Genomic DNA, 18415 nt, shown 5'->3' on the forward strand with positions numbered 1-18415 from the left:
GATTCAATGACTGAAGTAATTAACACAGAGCGTCTTGCGCTGCGTCCTTGGGAAGAATCCGACGTCGATTTCATTTATGACCTGTATTCTCGCTGGGTGGTTCAGCGCTTCATCGGCACAGAGCCCACGGTTATGGCCAGCCGTTCGGAAGCGGTGGAACGGCTGGCCCGGTTCAAAGCCATGGACCATCCCATTCATGGGGTGTGGGCCGTGACACGCAAAGAAGACGGGCTGCCGGTGGGGACACTGCTGCTGAAACCGATTCCGGTTTCGGAGTCGGAGGCGCCCCAAGCTTCCGATGATATTGAAATTGGGTGGCATTTTCATCCTGATCATTGGGGCAACGGCTTCGCCTCTGAAGCCGCAGCTGCTGTCCTTGAGCATGCCTTTGCCGCAGGCTTGCCTCAAGTACTGGCCGTAACCAACCCCGCCAATGAGGCATCCCAAAGCGTGTGCCGCCGCATTGGAATGGAACACCTTGGCCTATCCAAGAAGTACTACGATTCCGACTGTGAACTCTTTTCGGTGCTAAATCCGGGAGTTGATTCCTAGTCCAGTACTTTTCCCAGCTGCGGGGGAGAGGCCACTAGAGTCGGAATATTCGATGCAACGCAGCACAACAGAATTGAGACACGCTGACCATGGATACAGGAGCTCACGGGCCGATTTCGGCAGCGCACCAAGCCGACACCCATGATTTGATCCGTGTGCAGGGCGCCAGGGTGAACAACCTTAAGAACATAAGCGTTGAAATCCCTAAGCGCCGCCTGACAGTGTTTACGGGTGTTTCTGGTTCCGGGAAAAGCTCGCTGGTATTTGGCACCATAGCCGCGGAATCTCAGCGGATGATCAATGAAACGTACAGCGCATTCGTACAAGGTTTCATGCCGGCTCTGGCCCGTCCCGACGTCGACGTTCTGGAGGGTCTGACCACTGCGATCCTGGTGGATCAAGAGCGAATGGGTGCCAATCCGCGTTCTACAGTTGGCACAGTTACCGATGCCAACGCCATGCTTCGTATCGTCTTTAGCCGGTTGGCCCAGCCGCATGTTGGCTCACCCCAGGCCTACTCTTTCAACGTCGCTTCCATTTCAGGCGCCGGGGCCGTCACTACCCGGCGTGCAGGGGAAGAGATCAAGGAACGGCGCAGCTTTTCTATTACTGGCGGCATGTGCCCTCGCTGTGACGGAATGGGGAAAGTTAACGACTTCAACCTCAACGCATTATTTGATGCCGATAAGTCCCTGTCCGAGGGTGCGCTCAGGGTCCCCGGATACAGTATGGACGGCTGGTATGGACGCATCTTCGCTGGCTCGGGCCTCTTCAACATGGACAAGAAGATAGGAAAGTTCAGCAAGCAGGAACTGCACGACCTGCTGTACAAGGAACCACTGAAAATCAAGGTTGACGGCATTAACCTCACCTATGAAGGGGTTATCGTCAAGATGCAAAAGTCGATGCTCGCCAAGGACGTGGACTCATTGCAGCCCCATATCCGCTCTTTCGTGGACCGCGCCGTTGTCTTCACCATCTGCCCGGAATGCAAAGGCACCCGGTTGGCAGAGCATGCACGGTCTTCAACAATCCATGGTGTCAGTATTGCCGATGCTTGCGCCATGCAAATCAGTGACCTCGCAGATTGGGTCAAAGGCCTTAATGAGCCCTCGGTAGGCCCCTTGCTTGATGCTTTGAGCGATAGCCTTCATTCTTTTGTTGAGATCGGTCTTGGTTACCTTTCCCTTGACCGGCCATCTGGCACGCTTTCTGGTGGCGAAGCCCAGCGCACCAAAATGATCCGCCATCTAGGTTCCTCACTGACGGATATCACGTACGTTTTCGATGAGCCCACCATTGGGCTGCATCCCCACGATATTGCCCGGATGAACAGGCTTCTTCTGCAATTGCGGGACAAAGGCAATACAGTTCTGGTGGTTGAGCACAAACCGGAAACCATAGCCATAGCTGATCACGTAGTTGACCTTGGACCACGTGCTGGCGTTTTGGGTGGGGAAGTGGTTTTTGAAGGCACTGTTGCCGCCCTCCGGGATAGCGGCACAATCACAGGCCACCATTTAGATGACAGGGTCCGTTTGAAAGCTGAGGTCCGGAAGGGATCCAGTGCGATTTCAGTTCGTGGAGCTAACGAGAATAACCTTAAAGACATGGACGTGGACATTCCTCTGGGTGTTCTCACCGTGATCACGGGGGTAGCCGGTTCAGGCAAGAGTTCCCTTATCCACGGCTCGGTGTCGGGGCTGGACGGGGTTGTCACTATTGGTCAAGGGGCAATCCGCGGGTCTCGCAGAAGTAACCCTGCCACTTACACGGGACTGCTTGAGCCGATCCGAAAGGCGTTCGCCAAAGCCAACGGAGTCAAGGCCGCCTTGTTCAGCGCAAACTCCGAAGGCGCCTGCCCCAGCTGCAGTGGGGCTGGGGTAATTTTCACCGATCTAGGTATGATGGCCGGCATCTCCACTACCTGCCAGGAATGCGAGGGCCGTCGCTTCCAGAAGGCGGTTTTGACATATCGGTTGGGCGGAAAGAACATCAGCGAGGTCCTGAGCATGTCGGTAAACCAGGCTGAGCAATTCTTCGGTGTAGGGGAGGCCAAGCTTCCGGCTGCGCATAAGATCCTTAACCGCCTATCCGACGTCGGACTTGGCTACCTGACGCTGGGCCAGCCTTTGACAACTCTCTCCGGTGGCGAGCGGCAACGCATTAAGCTGGCCACCCATCTGGGGGAGAAGGGCGGGACCTACGTCCTGGATGAACCTACATCTGGTTTGCATTTAGCTGACGTAGAGAAATTGCTGGGACTCCTTGACAGGCTGGTTGAGTCTGGCAAATCAATCATAGTGATTGAACATCACCAAGCCGTCATGGCGCATGCTGACTGGCTCATCGATATTGGGCCAGGCGCAGGACACGCAGGCGGCGAGATCGTATTTGAAGGTACGCCGGCTGAGTTGGTGCAATCACAAGCTACTGTGACGGGCGAATATCTAGCGGCCTACGTTAGCTCATAGGCCGCGATCCCCCATTTTGGTACATCAGATATTGTGCCGATAATCTACATTATGTAAAGCTAAAGTAATCCAGTGGCAAAATCTGCAGATTAGGACGCAGTGATGCGCCTTCCCGTTTCCGACTGCCTGCACCTTGAAATCCATACGGTTACAGTGATCATAACTGCTTGATGACGCAAGGCTCTGCGTCTGAGTTGATACGCCATCTGCCGAGGAAACAGTCTGCCCACAAGAACGTACGTTTGCCGTGAGAGAAATCCTCGTAAGGTGATCGGGGCCATATTTGCGAGTGGATATAAACGCAAATACGTGCACCAATCCCATGCGCAGGCAGTTACGGAGAAGGCGCTACAGCGGCTTTTGTGAGAGAAAACCTCTGTTTTTGCATCTGATTGGTTCGCGTGAACCACGCTAAATCAAACGAAAAATGGTCAAAAAATACACCTGCGACCTAGTACTTATACCGCGGTTCAAAGGTCGTTATGGTGTGGATATCAGGGCTGTTAACGCTCAATTTATGTGATGCTAGATGGTGTTTTTTTGATCTAAAAAATTGAGTAATACCGATGTCTCACAGAGCGAAATTTTCCCAAGGTACTTATCTTACTAAAATTGCACGTTTGTGCACGTCGCTTGAACGCCGGTGTCAAAATGGGGAATGGTTTGGTGGTGTTCGTGAGCCATACCCTTATTTAGCCCGTGAGAGAAGCGGCTGAAGTCAATGACGAAGGATACAAAACACCGACGGCGGAGCAGTCGCCGCATAGTTAGCCAAGGGAGAGCCTAAGACGGTCGTCAAATTTTTCAAACCGCTGCAAAGTGCCTGCACCGCGTAAATATCCCGCATCCTCGTCGCTAGTCCGACTCGGTTCGCACCTGTACGCAAAGAGGCGTACATATCCTATTGGAGTAAAAAATGTCCCAAAAGTCCAAACCTCTCGGGTGGCTCTCCGCGCCACCACCTGCACCTCGGTTATCGGATCCTGAAGTAAAGCGCGTCTACCCGCGTCTACGACTGCAAGTTTTCCTCGGTATTTTCATCGGCTACGCCGGTTTCTACCTCATACGCAACAACATCCCGCTCGTGGGAGCCCTACTCATCGACGAGGGGCGCCTCGACAAAATCGGCGTCGGTATCATTGCCAATGCTGCACTGATTGCCTATGGCTTCTCGAAGTTCCTCTCTGCCACGGTCTCTGATAGGTCCAATGCGCGTTACTTCCTACCGATTGGGCTCTTACTCTCCGCGATCGCGAACCTGGCCGTGGCATTCGTCCCAGCTGTTTCCGCATCCCTAGGTCTATTCGCAATCGTCATGTTCATCAACGGCTGGTTCCAAGGGATGGGCTGGCCACCGTCGGGACGCGTCCTTGTCCACTGGTTCTCCACGAACGAACGCGGCATCAAGACCTCCATCTGGAACGTCGCACATAACGTAGGTGGCTTTGCCGTCGGTGTGCTCGCGGCGCTTGGGCTTTCCCAGACAAACAACGACTGGACCGTGGCCTTCTGGTTGCCTGCTCTCGTCGCGATCGTCGTCGCGATCGTAGCCTTTGTCATGATCCGGGATACACCCGAATCACAAGGACTTCCACCCATCGAAACATTCCGCAACGATCCTGCAAAGGTCGAGTCCGATGAGGAGGCCGAATCAAAGCTCAGCATGTGGTCCGTGGTCCGCAAGCATGTGCTTGGCAACCGAACAATGGTGCTCTTAGCACTGGCAAACGTCTTCGTCTATGCCCTGCGCTACGGTGTCCTTACCTGGACACCAATTTACCTCTCAACTGTTCGCGGGGCCTCGCTGACCGGAGGAATTGCTGGGTTCTCACTGTTCGAACTCGCAGGCATCGGCGGGACACTGTTATGCGGTTGGGCCTCCGATAAGATATTCCGTGGCAACCGCTCGATTACCGGGATCGTCTTCATGGTGGCCGTCGGCCTAGCCGTTGCTGTGTATTGGCTGACACCACAAGGCGCTCCACTTTGGGTATCACTCGTTGCTGTTACCTTCATCGGCGGACTCATATACGGTCCCGTGATGTTGATCGGACTCCAGGCTCTAGACCTCGCACCGCGTCGTGTTGCCGGCACAGCAGCCGGTTTCACGGGTCTCTTCGGTTACGTTCTCGGCGCGACACTGGCATCTTCGGGCATCGGTCTCGTTGTTGAAAACTACGGCTGGAACGCCGCTTTCATCATGCTAATCGTGTTCGCTGGCATCACCGTTCTGTTCTTCGCGCTCATCAATAAAGATGAGAAAGCTGCCATTGAGGACCATAAGCGCCGGTCGAGCACAACAGCCTGACCCACTTTATAGTCGCCAAGACGAACCTCAAGATCTACTACTGATATGAGACGTGCTCCTAAAAAGACTGATCTCATATCAGTAGTAGATCTCAAACACGGCAAAAGCCGACTAGAGCTAATCTGCAATAAGACCAAAAAAATACGGCATCAAATCCTTTACTAGCAGGAGCTCTGTAATCCCTTATGAAGCCAGAATAAAGCCCTTGCCAGAGACGACGCTCCACCTCTACTCGGGACCAGTCCCACTTCTGGTTAAAGCTGATCTAGTTTCGTAGCGGTTGCAAGAAGATCAGGGGCGAGCACACCGCCGGCAAAGTGGATCCACCCTATGCCATGCCAGCGCCATGTGTACGCGTTGACATGGCGAACTTTCTGAGAACGGTCTAGTAGGCTCTCCCTCGCGTGCCGGGGATAAGGTGACTGTCGGTTTCTTCGGTAGCGCGTACGCATAGTGGAACATCGCAAACAGACATAGATACCACGTGCGGGGGCAGCTGACGACCAGTCAGCAGCTCGCAAGCGAAGCGCTGGGGACCGAGCGCGGATTGCTCTCCGTGGGGTTGGGTCCAGAAGGCTGGCAGGGCTACGGTAATCCAACTGTGCAGCACTCGGTGCTTGAGGACCAATGCTCGGGAACGACCCGCTAAACCGTTCGGCCTGAGTGGTGAGGGCCACCCCACAAACAGTATTTCCCCCGATAACCCCGGAACTTCGGTGCTTAGTATAACTTTCTATGCCACTACTGTTATCGCGACCCCCGCATCAACCTTCGTTCCAAGGCTTCGACTCGACGCTCGAGTGCTTCACATCTTGCGTCAAGAGGTTGTGGCGGATCAAGAGGAACCCTCCGACTCCGGTTTCCTTCCCCGATCTGTGTAACCGGTTTAGGGTTGTCATGGAGCGCTTGGCCAAGAACATCCAGGACCCGATCTTTCCTCCACCTCGGATAGCGATGGGGACCATCAGCAGTATCCACCGTGACGTAAGTTGCTGCGCCGGTTCTTAGCGCTTCGGCCGTTGGCTCTTTAGTCTCATACCGCAGCAGACCGACGATGCGCAGTAGTTTTCCGACGTACGGTGCGGTCGTACCAAGGGCCACACCGAGTTCCTTCTGGCCCCAATAAACATCGCGACTAACTTCCGTGCCACTGTCGTCGAAGACAGGTAATAGTGATTTCTTCATGAACCAATACTTATCAGCACCCACTGACAACACAGCGAATGTTCGTACTGCAACAGTTTTCGTTTCCTGAAAATCCCAACTTTTCAGTATTCCTATCATCAACCCCGAACATGCTTAGCATGACTTGCTCGAGGATTGGGCCTCAAGCCTCGAGCAGCTCCTGGCCCCAACCCAGTCTCGTCTGTTCGAGCTGCGATGTAGGCCGACCAATCGCGATTGGTTCTGGCCGACTTAGTCCGTTGTCCCTTAGCGTTCCCGCGCATCGGCTCTGGACATATCCAAGGCGTCGCCTATCGCGGTCCATGACACGCCTTGATGACGTGCCAGTGCCACGGCTGCGGTGAGCTCGCGCTCTGCGCGGCGTAAATTATTGCCGTGGCCTTTGACCAGGCTGAGGGGGTCATCAATCGCCCACCCCTTCCCCATCATGTCCTCATCGTTACTGGTTTCGAAGCACTCCCCTAGTAACTGGTACTCGTGCAGGGTCTTGGCCATTTCATCCGGGCTGAGTCCGTCGAAGTCGTTGGTGTCACTGGGGCCCGCATAGGGCTTATCTCTCATGGTCTAGTCTCCCCTTTTTGGGCGTCTGGGAATTGTGCCGGTTCTGGTGCTATACCTGATCGTGTTTCTTCTTTGGTGCGGCGTCCTGTGCGGAGTATCCCGGCGGGGATTCCGGGCCATGTTTTACCTGCATTGTGTTTACGTTGGAGTCTGCGCAGCTCCCTACGTAGTGCTCCCTCCATCAGGTCATTCACGGAGGCGTAGCCTTCCTGAATACCGGTGGCTTGCAGTGCTGCACGTACCTGATTCGCCACATCATCCGGGAGGGTGACGCTGAAACTTGGGGGTGTTCGCTTAGCGTTCATCGTTTTTTCATATGTCATCTCAAACATCCTTGATTCTGAAAGAAGAATTAAAGAGCGTGTGGCGTGGCCAGTGTCTTGACTGGCCACGCCATAGCGTCGGTTCTAGAACGGTGGTTCGGACTGATCGGGTCCGCTCCCCCAGCCATCATCTTGCTCCTTGTGTATAGGTTCTACTTGATGGTGAGGTGATCGCGAAGTTCCGCGATAGCGACTTCAATGCGATCCCGGATACGGGGATCTTCGGGGTTGTCTTGCTCGATGAGCTTGCCTATCCCGATCAACGCGGTACGGATTTCTGGGGTGGTATCGGCGGCGTTCTCAATCTCCGGGAAGATACTTCGAATTTCGGAGGCTGCGCCATCGCTGACGCCTGTCAGGCCGAAGTCGCGGCCTAGGGCTAGCAGGTTCCGGTGGTAGAAAGCTTCGTAGTCTTGGTCTCCGTCCTCGTCATAGAGGGGGAGGTAGTAGCTGACGTCTTCAAGGCGGGTGATCCTGGGCTTCATGGCGTCCACTCCCCTACGCTGCCAGCTCTAGTGCAATGACCTGGTTGATCTTGGTGGGGTTCAGCCCTGACCAGTGATTGAGGGTGCCTTCACGTTCGTATAAAACGATAGGGGCTTGTGAGTATCCGAGTTCTTCGTTGACGTATTCAAGCGCTGCCTGGTTGGTGGTGATATCGAGTTCTATGTAGCTGACACCTGCGGCATCGAAGACGTCTTTGGTCTTCTTGCATCCAAAGCAGCCGCTTGGTTTGGTGTAGATGGTGATAGTCATCCGGTTCAGATCCTTTGGTTACGTATGGGTTTTAGTTAGGTTCGATCTGCCTTGCTTATACCTCAATTATACTATTTATTCATATGAATAGATATAGATTTTGTCCCTAGATGTAGAGAAATTTTAGGTATATATTGTCTTGAATTGGTGGACATGGATGCTCGGTGAGTGTGGTGCAAGAACGGATAGTAGCTCGCTGGGAATCCCCACAGACGCATGAAAACTCACCACCTGGTGAAAGCGACCGGGCGCTCGTGGACTCCCCCACTCCCCTCCTATGGTTGTCATCGGCTGAAAAGAACTGGCCCCGCTGGTTGGTGACTCGGCATCACCTTGTCTTGGACCATGGGAAACATACCCGTTGCGGCTCTAAGAAGTACCGGCTAAGTCCTTATGGGGTTCACTCGTTTGATACTTCCGGCGGGGTGCCACTCCAACGTAGTCACACCGCGCTTCTCGGTGATTCTTATGAGGCCATAGCTGCGAGTGTAGGCAACGGCTTGGCCTTTACGCTCACCAATCATTACCTCGGGTTCTGCAAAGACTGAGAAGCGCTGTAACTGCCCATCACCAGGGCGGGGTGATGTTCCATCGCAGCATCCAGAGCCAACATTCTTTCTACTGATCCGGGATCAAATTTATTCACCCCGCCATTCTGCGCCGGGGGTAGGACAAAGAGTGATCTCCACAGAACATGAAGTAGATCGCACGGTATGGCACTTTCAGACTGTGCGGAATTTGCTCGGCACTTGACCGCTACACCAGCCAAAATTGGTTTCCTAGAGTGCTCCGTATAGCGGCCCTTCAAGAGATTTTCCACCGAACACCCTATACGGACACTTCATTCGCCACCGTTGACAAAGCAGCAGGTCAGCTGCCGGTGTGTCCGTTAGCCGACCGGCATACGGGACGACATTCAGGTGAGTGACTGTTAACTTTGTGTTTGATATGCCTGTGCGGGTGCGAGGTGCAGGTGCAGAAGCGGGAACGCGCGGCCTTCACCGTCGGTTTCGGACCGACCTATCTCAGTGAATCCTTTTACGGCGTAAAAGTTTCGTCCCGACGGATTCTGTTCGTTGACAGCGACTCGTATGGACTCCCGGCCAGTGACGACCGAAGCAAGTAGGGCACTTCCGATCCCACGGCCCTGCGCAAGCGCATCAACAAACAGCATCTCCACTGTGTCATTCTCGATCGCGATGAACCCTATGAGTTGCCCACCTTCTTCGGCAACGCGCAGGTCGGACATCTGCGGCAAATATGTTGCTACGTCCTGCTCAATGACATCGACATCCGCTGGCGTCAAGAACTCGTGTGTTGCCTCTACAGAGCGCCGCCAGATCTCGAGTAGTGCAGAGTAGTCGGTATCGATAGCTGCGCGGATAGAAATCATGGCATCACCCTAATGTGCCGCGGATGCCCGGAGCAATTCAGGCGCCAGAGCCTCTTCGCCCCGAAAGTAGCCCGTTGAGCACCCTCGGATGGAAATGTGCACCTCGCAGAGGGTTAGAGAAAGGACAGCCGGTTGTCACTAGTCGAGCGACCTGCGCCATATCTCCTTGGGTGGGCGACCAATGATGAACGCTGTGAGAAGACCGGCGCCAACCACAGACAGGACCAGCACACCTTGAACGCTCCACAGCGGTACAGTTTCAAGCCATGCCCCGGTGCCACCTGCACCGCCTGTTCTGCGATTCCATGCGATGAGGAAGGCACCAAGGCCCACGCCTGTGAGTGCACCCAAGGGAACACCGGCGCCGAGCACCACACAGGCCTGCACTATCGTGAAGCGGCGTAGGAAGCGTGGAGTGGCACCAATCGCATGCATGGTTGCGGCGTCACGTACTGATTGTGTCCGCGCCAGCAGGATGGAGATGGTGGTTGCAGCCACTGCCAATGCTGCCAGAAGGGCCAGTGGAATCAGCATCCCCATCTCTCCCCATGGGTACGGGAAGCTCTCGCGCCCCACCTTCACCAGGTTATTGTCAGCTTTGATAAGCGCTGAGGCCTGGGCGAGCTCACTTGGCGTTGTCCCCTTCGCGGCGGCCACGAATTCCCCCACATACTCGGGATTTTCTATGGCGAAGGATGCGGCTGTTTCTGGGGAAATGGTGAGGTATGGGGTGAATCCCCTCATGAAGGCGCCAGGCACCACCGTAGTGTTCTGGGCATTTTTCGTATCTGGAAAGCGGTCGGTTGAGCTGGCAATCCGTACGGTTCCCTTTTCTGAGAGCATTGCCGCGTTATTGACGACGGCACCTCCTGCATCGAGCACCTTGGCGGCAGCTTCGGCACCGGGTCGCCCTGAGGAACGCAGCGCGTCAGCGTCCATGATGTAAATTGCAGTGCCGACCCACCAAGCGACGGACATGCCGGGCCTGTATTTAATCTGATCTGACACGCAATCCAGTGGAACACCCATCTGGACGGAGGAAGCTGTGTCCGGGCCTTCACCCTCGGGGCAGCTCCTGCTCTCCGGCATCACGGCGGCAAGATACAGTGGCCCGTCACTGGGCGTTGTGAAGATGGGATGGTGTGCTGCAACCGGGAAGTCCTTCCCCAGTGTGGAAATGGCGTCGTTAATGACCAGTCGGTCAAAGCTGGCGGACACGGGAACGTTCGGCCCCACCACAAAACTGCTTCCAGCAACCATTGAACCGGACGTGTCACGATCATTGACCACTAGGGAACCGATCGTCACAGCCAAGAAAGATGCTGCCAGTACGGACACGAGGATTCCCGCCGCGGCAGGCAGGAACCTGGAGCTGTGGTCCACCGCGTCCCGTAACGCCAGGCGGGGCAGCATCGGCAGTCGCCAGGAGAGCCTTCCAGCCAGGTTCACCAGGGATTTCAGGCTCAGCAGCAACCCGGCTACCACTAGCAACAGCCCCAACACCACCAGCAACACCGCCATGCCGCCTCGGCCCGTGCGGCCAGAGTTTTCCGCAGAGATAACAATCTCAGGTAGCGGCAAAGTCAGTGACAGCACCGCACAAGCCACCCCGGCGAGCAACAACAGCGGACCTGTAAAGCCAGCCAACCGGCGCCGAATGTGGCTTTGAGAACTGCGCTGATGCGTGGTGGGGCGGTTTTTGAGTGCATCGACCGGTGCCATGCGTGAGGCGGTTCGGGCCGGGAGCCACGTTGCGACAAAACCAAGGACTACTGCGATGGCGATCCCCAGCGGCAGAATCCACCATGGGAATTGGGTGGGCCCCTCTTCGATCGCTTCGCGGGCAATGATCCCGGCAAGCGACCCCAGAACGGCGCCAAGGATGCCACCGGCCAGCCCGACCACCAGGCCCTGCGCGGTGACAATGCGCTTCATATCACGTGGCGTGGCCCCCGTGGCCGCCGCCAGACCCAGCATTCGCCGGGATTGCTCTGTGGACACTGCGAAGGCAGGAGTGACGAGGAACAAAACCAGCATGGTACCCACTAACCCGGTCACGGCAAGAGCTGCGATACGGCCCAGCACCTCTACGGGATTCGCCGGGACCGGGTACAGCTCCCCGGCTGACGGGTAGTTTTCCAGCACATGGCGTGACACGGCGAAGGCCTGAAGTTTGTTGAGTTCCTTGGCCTGTTCCCACGTCACGGGTTCGCTGCCCACGACAAGCCAATGGCCGTCCACGCCAGCCGGGCTCTTCGTGGCCATGGCTGAGATCCAACCTTCCAGTGCCCATGCCTGAGAGCTATCGCTATCCACAACGCCGGACACCCGGTAGCCGCGCTGGGCATCTTGAACTGCGTCGCCGATTCGGCCGTTGGTGCTCATCATGCCGTTGAAGGGTGCGGCCACGGCGGCGATAACATCCCCTTCTGAGATGCCTAGCTGTTTGGCCAGAGCTGAGCTGACCACAATGTCCGAAGTGTCTGCTGGTGCCGTACCGGATGCCAGCTTCGGCATCAGGAACGCCAACGTGTGGCCGTCTGCTTCCTGCAAAGTGGCTGTGGTGATGGAGGCAAGATCCACGTTTTCAATTACGCCCGCTCCCGCCTTGGCATCGTCCCCGGCCGTGAGATCAAGACCATTGGTGATCAACAGTTGGGGCGAGTTCCAGTACTGCTGCAACTGATTGCCCGCCGGAAGGACTGCTCCCAATTCCGCCAAACCTGCGGGAACCTGACTGGTGTCATCCATCCACGGCCCCGGCGCGCCTTCTGGAATCTGGGCGAAGGGCATACCTGTTTGACTGACAGCAGTTGCCGTCACTTCTGCTTGCACACCGTCAGGGATGCCAGCCAAGGCAAGGTCGCGGCTGGGCACTGCGGACTGAGTCAGGACCGTCCCGCCGATCAATGCCGCAATGGGCAAGACGACCAGCAGAACAGCCAAGATGGTCCGAGCGCGGTGCCGTACGGCGTCGTATTGGGCAAGACGCAGCACCGCAAGCCACGGATTGATCCATCGACCCAAGCGGCCGCTTGGCTTGTGCGCAGCAGAGACTTTTTCAATCGTATCCAGCGCGGTCATCGGCTCTCCCGGGCAAGCAGCATGGACGGATCCGAGGGCCCCGACTGGTCAATGACGCGGCCGTCACGCAGGAAAAGCGTGCGATCCGTCCAAGCCGCGAAACGGGCCTCATGCGTCACCATCAGCACAGCAGCGCCATTGTCCGCGCGGTCGCGGAGGACCTGCAAGATGGCTGTTCCCGTGGTGGAATCCAAAGCGCCTGTGGGCTCATCGGCCAGTAGCAGCCGGCGCGGACCCACTAGCGCCCGGGCAATCGCAACCCGCTGGGCCTGGCCGCCAGACATGCTCTCCGGACGTCTGTCGGCCAGCTCACCCACACCGGTTTCACCCAGCCGGGCGATGGCCTCCTGCCGCGCCTTCTTCCGAGACCAGCCATCGAGTTCGAGTGGGAAGGCCACATTCTCGGCTGCGGTCAGCGCTGGCAGCAGATTGAAATCTTGGAAGACATACCCCACGGAACGTCGTCGGATGACGGCACGCTGGGCAACGCTGAGGGTGGCAAGGTCGGTGTCTTCCACCAAGACCTGGCCTGACGTCGGGATATCAAGTCCACCCGCCAAATGCAGGAGTGTGGACTTGCCAGAGCCGGAGGGTCCCATGATGGCCACGAATTCCCCGGGCACGATGGTGATATTCGCATCGGCTAGCGCCTGGACTTGACGCTCCCCTTCACCATGGCGCCTCGAGGCATTGCGTAGTTCAAGAATGGGAGCTCCGTTCAGGTTTTCCGGGATCATCGTGCGCTCCGTGCTGCTGCCTTGGTGGCCGGGGCCTTGATATCCGTCTGAACCGGAGCCGCGGCCTTCGCCCTAACCAGCGTTTCCTCAACGTCGTCGAGCCAGCGCAATTCAGCCTCGGTGGTGAAGATGTGATTGTCCAGGACCAAACGCACGGCAATATCCGCGGCGTCCACACCGCGGCGGGCCTTGGTGATGTCGTGCAAAACCCGCAACGTTGCCGAACGCTGACGCTGCAACAGATCGACAATGTCCACACCCGGCACTGTCACGGCCAGGGCCAACTTGATCACGAGCTCATCGCGCCCCGGAGTCTCCCGAGGGACGGGGTTGTGCCACCAAGCGTGCACTTCCAAACGCCCGTTCTCCGTCAGTTGCCAGGGCTCCGGCTCACCAGCCAGAGCCACATCCTGTTCCACAAGACCGTCACGCTCGAGGCGCTGCAACGTTGTGGAGACCTGCCCGATGTTCAACGGCCAGGTCTCACCCGTGGAGGCATCGAAGTCCTTCCGCAATTGGTACATGGTGGAAGGCTTCCACGAAAGCAGGGCGAGCAGGGCGTGTTTCACGGACAAGGCGTGACTCCTCGAGGCGGTCCAGTTTCTACGAAACCAAAGAAAAGGTTACTGAGTAATGGTTACACCGTAACGATTACTCAGTAACTACACAATTGTGACGCGCACTTTCCTTTTCGATCTCGTAACCATCCATGCCCCCAAATCGAATCAGTGCACCACCGGGCCGCTCCTCCGATGGAGTAGCCGTCGACTGGCGCTTATAGGAGGCACCATCCTCTGACGGGTGACACCAGACTTTCGGGAACTGTTTTTAACTTCGAAAATGAATCCCGCCTGCCCCGTTGACCGTTACTTCAGTGGTTCACTCGCCCTGACCGTGCACCGGCCTAGCGTTCACCGGGGGTAATCCAACCTCTTGGACGGTGTGGCCGCTACAGGCCGTCTTAGTCACGTTGGCCCGATCGATGCGCGACACGGTAAACCATCGCATTGCGTTACGCAGTCGGCACCAGCCAATGAGATACCACTGGCCGTTCGTGGAGGCGAACAGCACCGGCTCGACGTCGCGGGTGGTCATGGCGCCATCTTTCGAAGTGTAGCGAATGCGAACTACGCGCTGCTCGGCCATCGCCTCTTCCAAAGCTGACTTTGTTGCGCGCGAAGACGAAGGAGCTGAGTTGACCCAGACACGTTGGGCTAATTCGTCAGCTCCTTCTCGGGTTCTGGGATCGAGGACGTCCAGGATCTTCTGGATACCGCTGGCTGCCAGATCTGCGTAGGGGGCGTCGGGGGCAGCGGACACTGCCGCCATGAGCGCCACGGCCTGCGCTGGGGACAAGCTGACAGGCGGTAGGGACGCGCCGTCAGCTAGTCCGTAGCCCCCGCCAGGGCCTGGGCGCGACCATAGAAGCGCCCCGCTGTTCTCTAACGCATCGAGGTCCCTCTTGACCGTGCGCACGGATACCTCGAACTCTCTCGCCAACCGTTCGGTGGACACCCCCCGCGCGCCGCTGCGGCGCAACATCTCAGTTAGAGCATGAAGGCGTTCGGTGCGCTTCACAGTTCAGGCCCAAATGAATTCATGACATAAATAGTGACACACCCTTGTCCGAAGGGCCTGCGAGAGTTGTGACATGACAACTACTAAGCGCAGCCCAACCATTATTCTTATCGCCGGCCACTGGCTGGGGGCCTGGGCGTGGGATGAGGTCCTTGAGCACTTGAAAACCGCCCACTCTAATGCAATCGCTATGACACTTCCTGGTCTTGACGCGGATGATCCTGAACGTGCGACGAAGACTCTCGATGACCAGGTGGAAGCGATCCTGGGCGTCATTTCTCAACAAGGGGATCAGCCCGTGATTCTCGTCGCCCACAGTGGGGCTAACGCCCCCGTCAGCCTCGTCATGGACCGGCACCCTGAGCTTGTCCACCGGGTAGTTTGGGTCGACTCCGGCCCTGTGGCGGCGGGCAATATCTCCGCTCCCGATTTCTCCGTTGAGGTGAATGAGCTGCCGCTGCCGCCGTTCGATGTGCTCGCGCAACAGGCGAGTCTCGAAGGCCTGAGTGAAGAGACCCTCGAACGTTTTCGGGCTTTTGCCGTCCCTGAGCCCGGCCCAGTGCTTCGTCAGCCCGTCGAGCTCACTAACGAGGCCCGCAGCAGCATCCCGGCCACCCTGGTGTGCTGCTCGATCTCAAGCAAACAGGTGATGGAGCTGGTCCAAGCAGGCCATCCCATGTTTGCCGAAGTCGCGAACCTCGAACGCCTCGACAGCATCGATCTCCCCACAGGGCACTGGCCTATGTGGAGCCGACCCCTCGACCTTGCCAAAGCCATTCACTCAACGGCTTCAAGAGGCAACTAAAAAAGCAAGTAACAAGAGATGGGAGAGGGCCAGCTGAATGCGGCTGGCCCTCTCCCATCTCGCAGAACATGCACGGCCGCAGAGTTGAGCGTCGGTAAGGATAGAGCCCGCAAGGCCGAGGCTACGCTGTTGACGTCGTCATTAGTGGGTGGAAGCAGGAGGCTACCCGCAATTATGCCTGGTCCCGTTCAGTCGAATGAGTGTCCCGCAGAAGGTTCCCCCTACGGAAACCCGCTCTGGCCGAGTATCACCCAGGATCCAGCTTCAGTTCCAACAGTGAAAGCAGCACGGTGATGGTCCCTCTTCGGGTGTCTATCGCAGCAAGAGCTCCATGGCCAAGACGCTGGGTTCCGCTGACGTTGGAGCAGTTCTGAATCCGATTCGCTCATATGTGCGAATGGCGGGCGAATTTCCGGCGATGACATTTAGCGTGATCCGGGAGGCTCCTAGTGCTTGAGCCTTGGCCACGGCCAGTGCGACGAGAAGCCCGGCGAGCCCTTGACCTCGTTGTGCTGGATTGATGATGACCCGACCTATCCGGAATGTCTCGCCGTGCTGGGTGAGATCGAAATGGCCTACAGGTTTGCCGTTGCTGTCGCTCGCGCCAATCCATGCACTGAGGTTCGGGTCGCTCTCCATCTCTGAGAGCTTCTTTGTCGATAGTGGCCACGTCAATCGTGAGCCAGTGAATAGGTAGAGAGCCGCAGCATCAGGTACCCATCCAACTATCGTGTCGAGATCAGCTTCTTTTCGCTGCCGTATGGAGATCATAGATAAAGTCTCACACAGAGCTTCAAGCGCCCTTATGCCGTTACCCTACGAACAGTGCCGTCTGTGTTGGCGCCTTGTGAAATTATCAGCCGAGCATCTCTGACAAATCAGACCAGTGGCCACCACTCCTGATATCTATGGACTCGAGGCCTGAACATGACACACCTCGCCCAGCTATGATGTCAGGATGGGCGAAGATATCATGGGTCTGGCAAGGTCAGGATGGGCCACTCAGGCGCGCGATTTCATCCCGGCAACGCATCGCGGCCTACCGATGCTGCGCCTTTACCTCCCATTTCGAGACCCCGCTCTCGAGTACGGGAAAGACATTGTGCGATGGTCCCAGTACGTCGCGGTAGAAGATCATTCTGCCTCGCTGGATTGGTTTGAAGCGACCGCACGCATAGCCGAGGAAAAGCCTTCCATTCGCGGCCTTGTTTCCTGCATGGGCGAGTTGGATGAAGAAACCGTCAATGCCCTTCGTGATGCGATTGGCGTTGTCGAGCTCCAATGTCTCCGTTGGATGGGCTACGCCGAAGCACCGCACACCAGCTCCCCAAGGCGAGTATTCGGGGAGGAATACTTCGAGGCGCACCTCAGTCCTGACGATGTGCGGGCTGGACGAAGGGTTCCAGAGTTCGCGTGGGACACCGACGGGCGCCTCGCATGGGGTGGTCGTCTATACCCAGATTCGTTGATCGTGGCTGCCGAGCTACCAATCTTTCGGCAACTGATAAACGATCCCCGAATTGATACTGCGTCGGTGAGAGCTGATAGAGACGACCTGCCGCCAAGCGCGGGCGATTGACGGGTTGCCCGCTGACGGGTCCACTGGATATCGCTGCACCGCAGGGGGTTGCGCATGCGGCACGGTAGAGGATGCCGCGCTAGTGAGTCATGGCCGATGGTGGAACTAGCTGCCGGGTCCCTGTTTGTAGAATCGAATGATGGTGTTGAGATCAATAACCGTTGAAGTTCAGGCGTGGAGTGTTAGCGTGCTCGGGCACGGCACCCTCACAGCACAACATGTCGAAGCTGGCGGTCAAATGTCTCACCAGTTCCGCTACGACTCCGATGAACAAGACACTGTCGCCGTCAAAGTCCGGTCTGATTCTACCGACAGGATCAGTCGATGCCTTCAAATTCAGCGCATTGCAGCGGATGCCGGCTTCCCGTGCGCGCGGCCACTGACAGGAGCTGACCTCCTCGAACCGGGTTTAGTGATCAGTGCTGAGACATGGCTTCCTGGCGGTGAAATGCACACCGGTGGAGAAGTTTCCTTTGCTGACCGGTCCGCCAAACTCTTGGCGGAGCTGATGGAGATTCTTCAATCACAGTCCCCGACCGGGCTTGGCGCACCGCCGCCGTGGATGCACTGGAATCCTCCAACGGGCGGCTTGTGGCCACCAAATCCAGTGGTAGACGCCCTGGACCAAGACCTAGTACCTGAGCACGTGCATGCTATTGCTCGTACCGTATCGCAACGACTGGCTCAAGGACGTCTACCCCTAGTTGTTGGGCACGGTGACTGGGAGAGCCAAAATCTTCGCTGGCAAGAGGGCCTCCCATGGGCGGTTCACGATTGGGATAGCCTCGTCGCCCTCCCGGAAGCGACCATTGTCGGTGCAGCATCCGGCGCCTTTGCCAGCACCGCCATCCCAACGCTGGCAACCATCGAAAGCTCGGAAAAATTCATCGACTCCTACCAGCAGGCGCGTGGTCGGCAGTTTTCCCAGGAAGAGCGTGAGGCTGTCTGGGCCGCGAGCCTGTGGCCTGCACTCCATAACGCCCGAGGTGAAAGTCTCTTCCAATCCCCGCCGGTAGCACTGGATGCGCTCATGTGGCAGGCACCGGAACGGCTCCGACGCGCAGGCGTCCCGTAGAACGT

The 18415-nt window shown here is 57.1% G+C and carries 17 protein-coding genes; 6 read left to right on the top strand and 11 right to left on the bottom strand.

Features of this window, described 5'->3' with window-relative positions; all coding sequences use genetic code 11:
- The first annotated feature begins 6 nt into the window (after positions 1 to 6).
- The 3 genes from AAFM46_RS08085 to AAFM46_RS08095 all read left to right on the top strand — a co-directional run bounded on the left by AAFM46_RS08085 (position 7) and on the right by AAFM46_RS08095 (position 5334).
- Positions 7 to 552: a GNAT family N-acetyltransferase gene (locus AAFM46_RS08085; protein WP_343317333.1), complete on the top strand. Its 546-nt coding sequence runs from the start codon at positions 7 to 9 to the stop codon at positions 550 to 552.
- A gap of 89 nt (positions 553 to 641) precedes the next feature.
- Positions 642 to 3026 (top strand): excinuclease ABC subunit UvrA, encoded by a 2385-nt coding sequence (locus AAFM46_RS08090; protein WP_343317334.1) that lies wholly within the window; start codon positions 642 to 644, stop codon positions 3024 to 3026.
- A gap of 916 nt (positions 3027 to 3942) precedes the next feature.
- Entirely contained in the window at positions 3943 to 5334 is a 1392-nt protein-coding gene (locus AAFM46_RS08095; protein WP_343317335.1) for an MFS transporter, read from the top strand.
- Positions 5335 to 6081: 747 nt separating this feature from the next.
- Here AAFM46_RS08095 and AAFM46_RS08100 read toward each other — a convergent pair.
- The 10 genes from AAFM46_RS08100 to AAFM46_RS08145 all read right to left on the bottom strand — a co-directional run bounded on the left by AAFM46_RS08100 (position 6082) and on the right by AAFM46_RS08145 (position 14951).
- On the bottom strand, positions 6082 to 6519 hold the full coding sequence (locus AAFM46_RS08100) for a hypothetical protein (protein ID WP_343317336.1): 438 nt from the start codon (positions 6517 to 6519) through the stop codon (positions 6082 to 6084).
- 246 nt (positions 6520 to 6765) lie between these two features.
- Complete coding sequence (locus AAFM46_RS08105) at positions 6766 to 7080, bottom strand: hypothetical protein (protein ID WP_343317338.1); 315 nt, start codon at positions 7078 to 7080, stop codon at positions 6766 to 6768.
- Positions 7077 to 7403: a hypothetical protein gene (locus AAFM46_RS08110; protein ID WP_343317339.1), complete on the bottom strand. Its 327-nt coding sequence runs from the start codon at positions 7401 to 7403 to the stop codon at positions 7077 to 7079. Before AAFM46_RS08110 ends, AAFM46_RS08105 begins: the two co-directional genes overlap by 4 nt.
- Positions 7404 to 7555: 152 nt before the next feature.
- The gene (locus tag AAFM46_RS08115) at positions 7556 to 7888 is read right to left on the bottom strand and encodes a hypothetical protein (protein ID WP_343317340.1); all 333 of its coding nucleotides are present in this window, start codon (positions 7886 to 7888) and stop codon (positions 7556 to 7558) included.
- A gap of 13 nt (positions 7889 to 7901) precedes the next feature.
- Positions 7902 to 8159 carry a glutaredoxin family protein gene (locus tag AAFM46_RS08120; protein ID WP_343317341.1) on the bottom strand — a complete coding sequence of 86 codons (258 nt, stop codon included), beginning with the start codon at positions 8157 to 8159 and terminating at the stop codon, positions 7902 to 7904.
- 931 nt (positions 8160 to 9090) lie between these two features.
- Positions 9091 to 9552 (bottom strand): GNAT family N-acetyltransferase, encoded by a 462-nt coding sequence (locus AAFM46_RS08125; protein ID WP_343317342.1) that lies wholly within the window; start codon positions 9550 to 9552, stop codon positions 9091 to 9093.
- Positions 9553 to 9690: 138 nt separating this feature from the next.
- On the bottom strand, positions 9691 to 12636 hold the full coding sequence (locus tag AAFM46_RS08130) for an ABC transporter permease (RefSeq protein ID WP_343317344.1): 2946 nt from the start codon (positions 12634 to 12636) through the stop codon (positions 9691 to 9693).
- Positions 12633 to 13373: an ABC transporter ATP-binding protein gene (locus AAFM46_RS08135; protein WP_343317346.1), complete on the bottom strand. Its 741-nt coding sequence runs from the start codon at positions 13371 to 13373 to the stop codon at positions 12633 to 12635. The genes AAFM46_RS08130 and AAFM46_RS08135 overlap by 4 nt, the downstream gene beginning before the upstream one ends.
- Positions 13370 to 13942: a PadR family transcriptional regulator gene (locus tag AAFM46_RS08140; RefSeq protein WP_343320420.1), complete on the bottom strand. Its 573-nt coding sequence runs from the start codon at positions 13940 to 13942 to the stop codon at positions 13370 to 13372. The genes AAFM46_RS08135 and AAFM46_RS08140 overlap by 4 nt, the downstream gene beginning before the upstream one ends.
- A gap of 310 nt (positions 13943 to 14252) precedes the next feature.
- The gene (locus AAFM46_RS08145) at positions 14253 to 14951 is read right to left on the bottom strand and encodes a YafY family protein (protein WP_343317348.1); all 699 of its coding nucleotides are present in this window, start codon (positions 14949 to 14951) and stop codon (positions 14253 to 14255) included.
- Positions 14952 to 15024: 73 nt separating this feature from the next.
- Between AAFM46_RS08145 and AAFM46_RS08150 the strand changes: the two genes are divergently transcribed.
- Entirely contained in the window at positions 15025 to 15756 is a 732-nt protein-coding gene (locus AAFM46_RS08150) for an alpha/beta hydrolase (RefSeq protein ID WP_343317349.1), read from the top strand.
- Between the two features lie 312 nt (positions 15757 to 16068).
- On the opposite strand, the gene AAFM46_RS08155 is transcribed toward AAFM46_RS08150, so the two are convergent.
- Positions 16069 to 16527, bottom strand: coding sequence for a GNAT family N-acetyltransferase (locus AAFM46_RS08155; RefSeq protein ID WP_343317350.1), 459 nt, complete (start codon positions 16525 to 16527; stop codon positions 16069 to 16071).
- 187 nt (positions 16528 to 16714) lie between these two features.
- On the opposite strand from AAFM46_RS08155, the gene AAFM46_RS08160 reads away from it, so the two are divergent.
- Positions 16715 to 17335 carry a hypothetical protein gene (locus tag AAFM46_RS08160; protein WP_343317351.1) on the top strand — a complete coding sequence of 207 codons (621 nt, stop codon included), beginning with the start codon at positions 16715 to 16717 and terminating at the stop codon, positions 17333 to 17335.
- Positions 17336 to 17573: 238 nt separating this feature from the next.
- Positions 17574 to 18410 carry a phosphotransferase gene (locus AAFM46_RS08165; protein WP_343317352.1) on the top strand — a complete coding sequence of 279 codons (837 nt, stop codon included), beginning with the start codon at positions 17574 to 17576 and terminating at the stop codon, positions 18408 to 18410.
- Positions 18411 to 18415: the final 5 nt, after the last annotated feature.

It is taken from the genome of Arthrobacter sp. TMP15 (genome assembly GCF_039529835.1).
GTDB lineage: Bacteria > Actinomycetota > Actinomycetes > Actinomycetales > Micrococcaceae > Specibacter.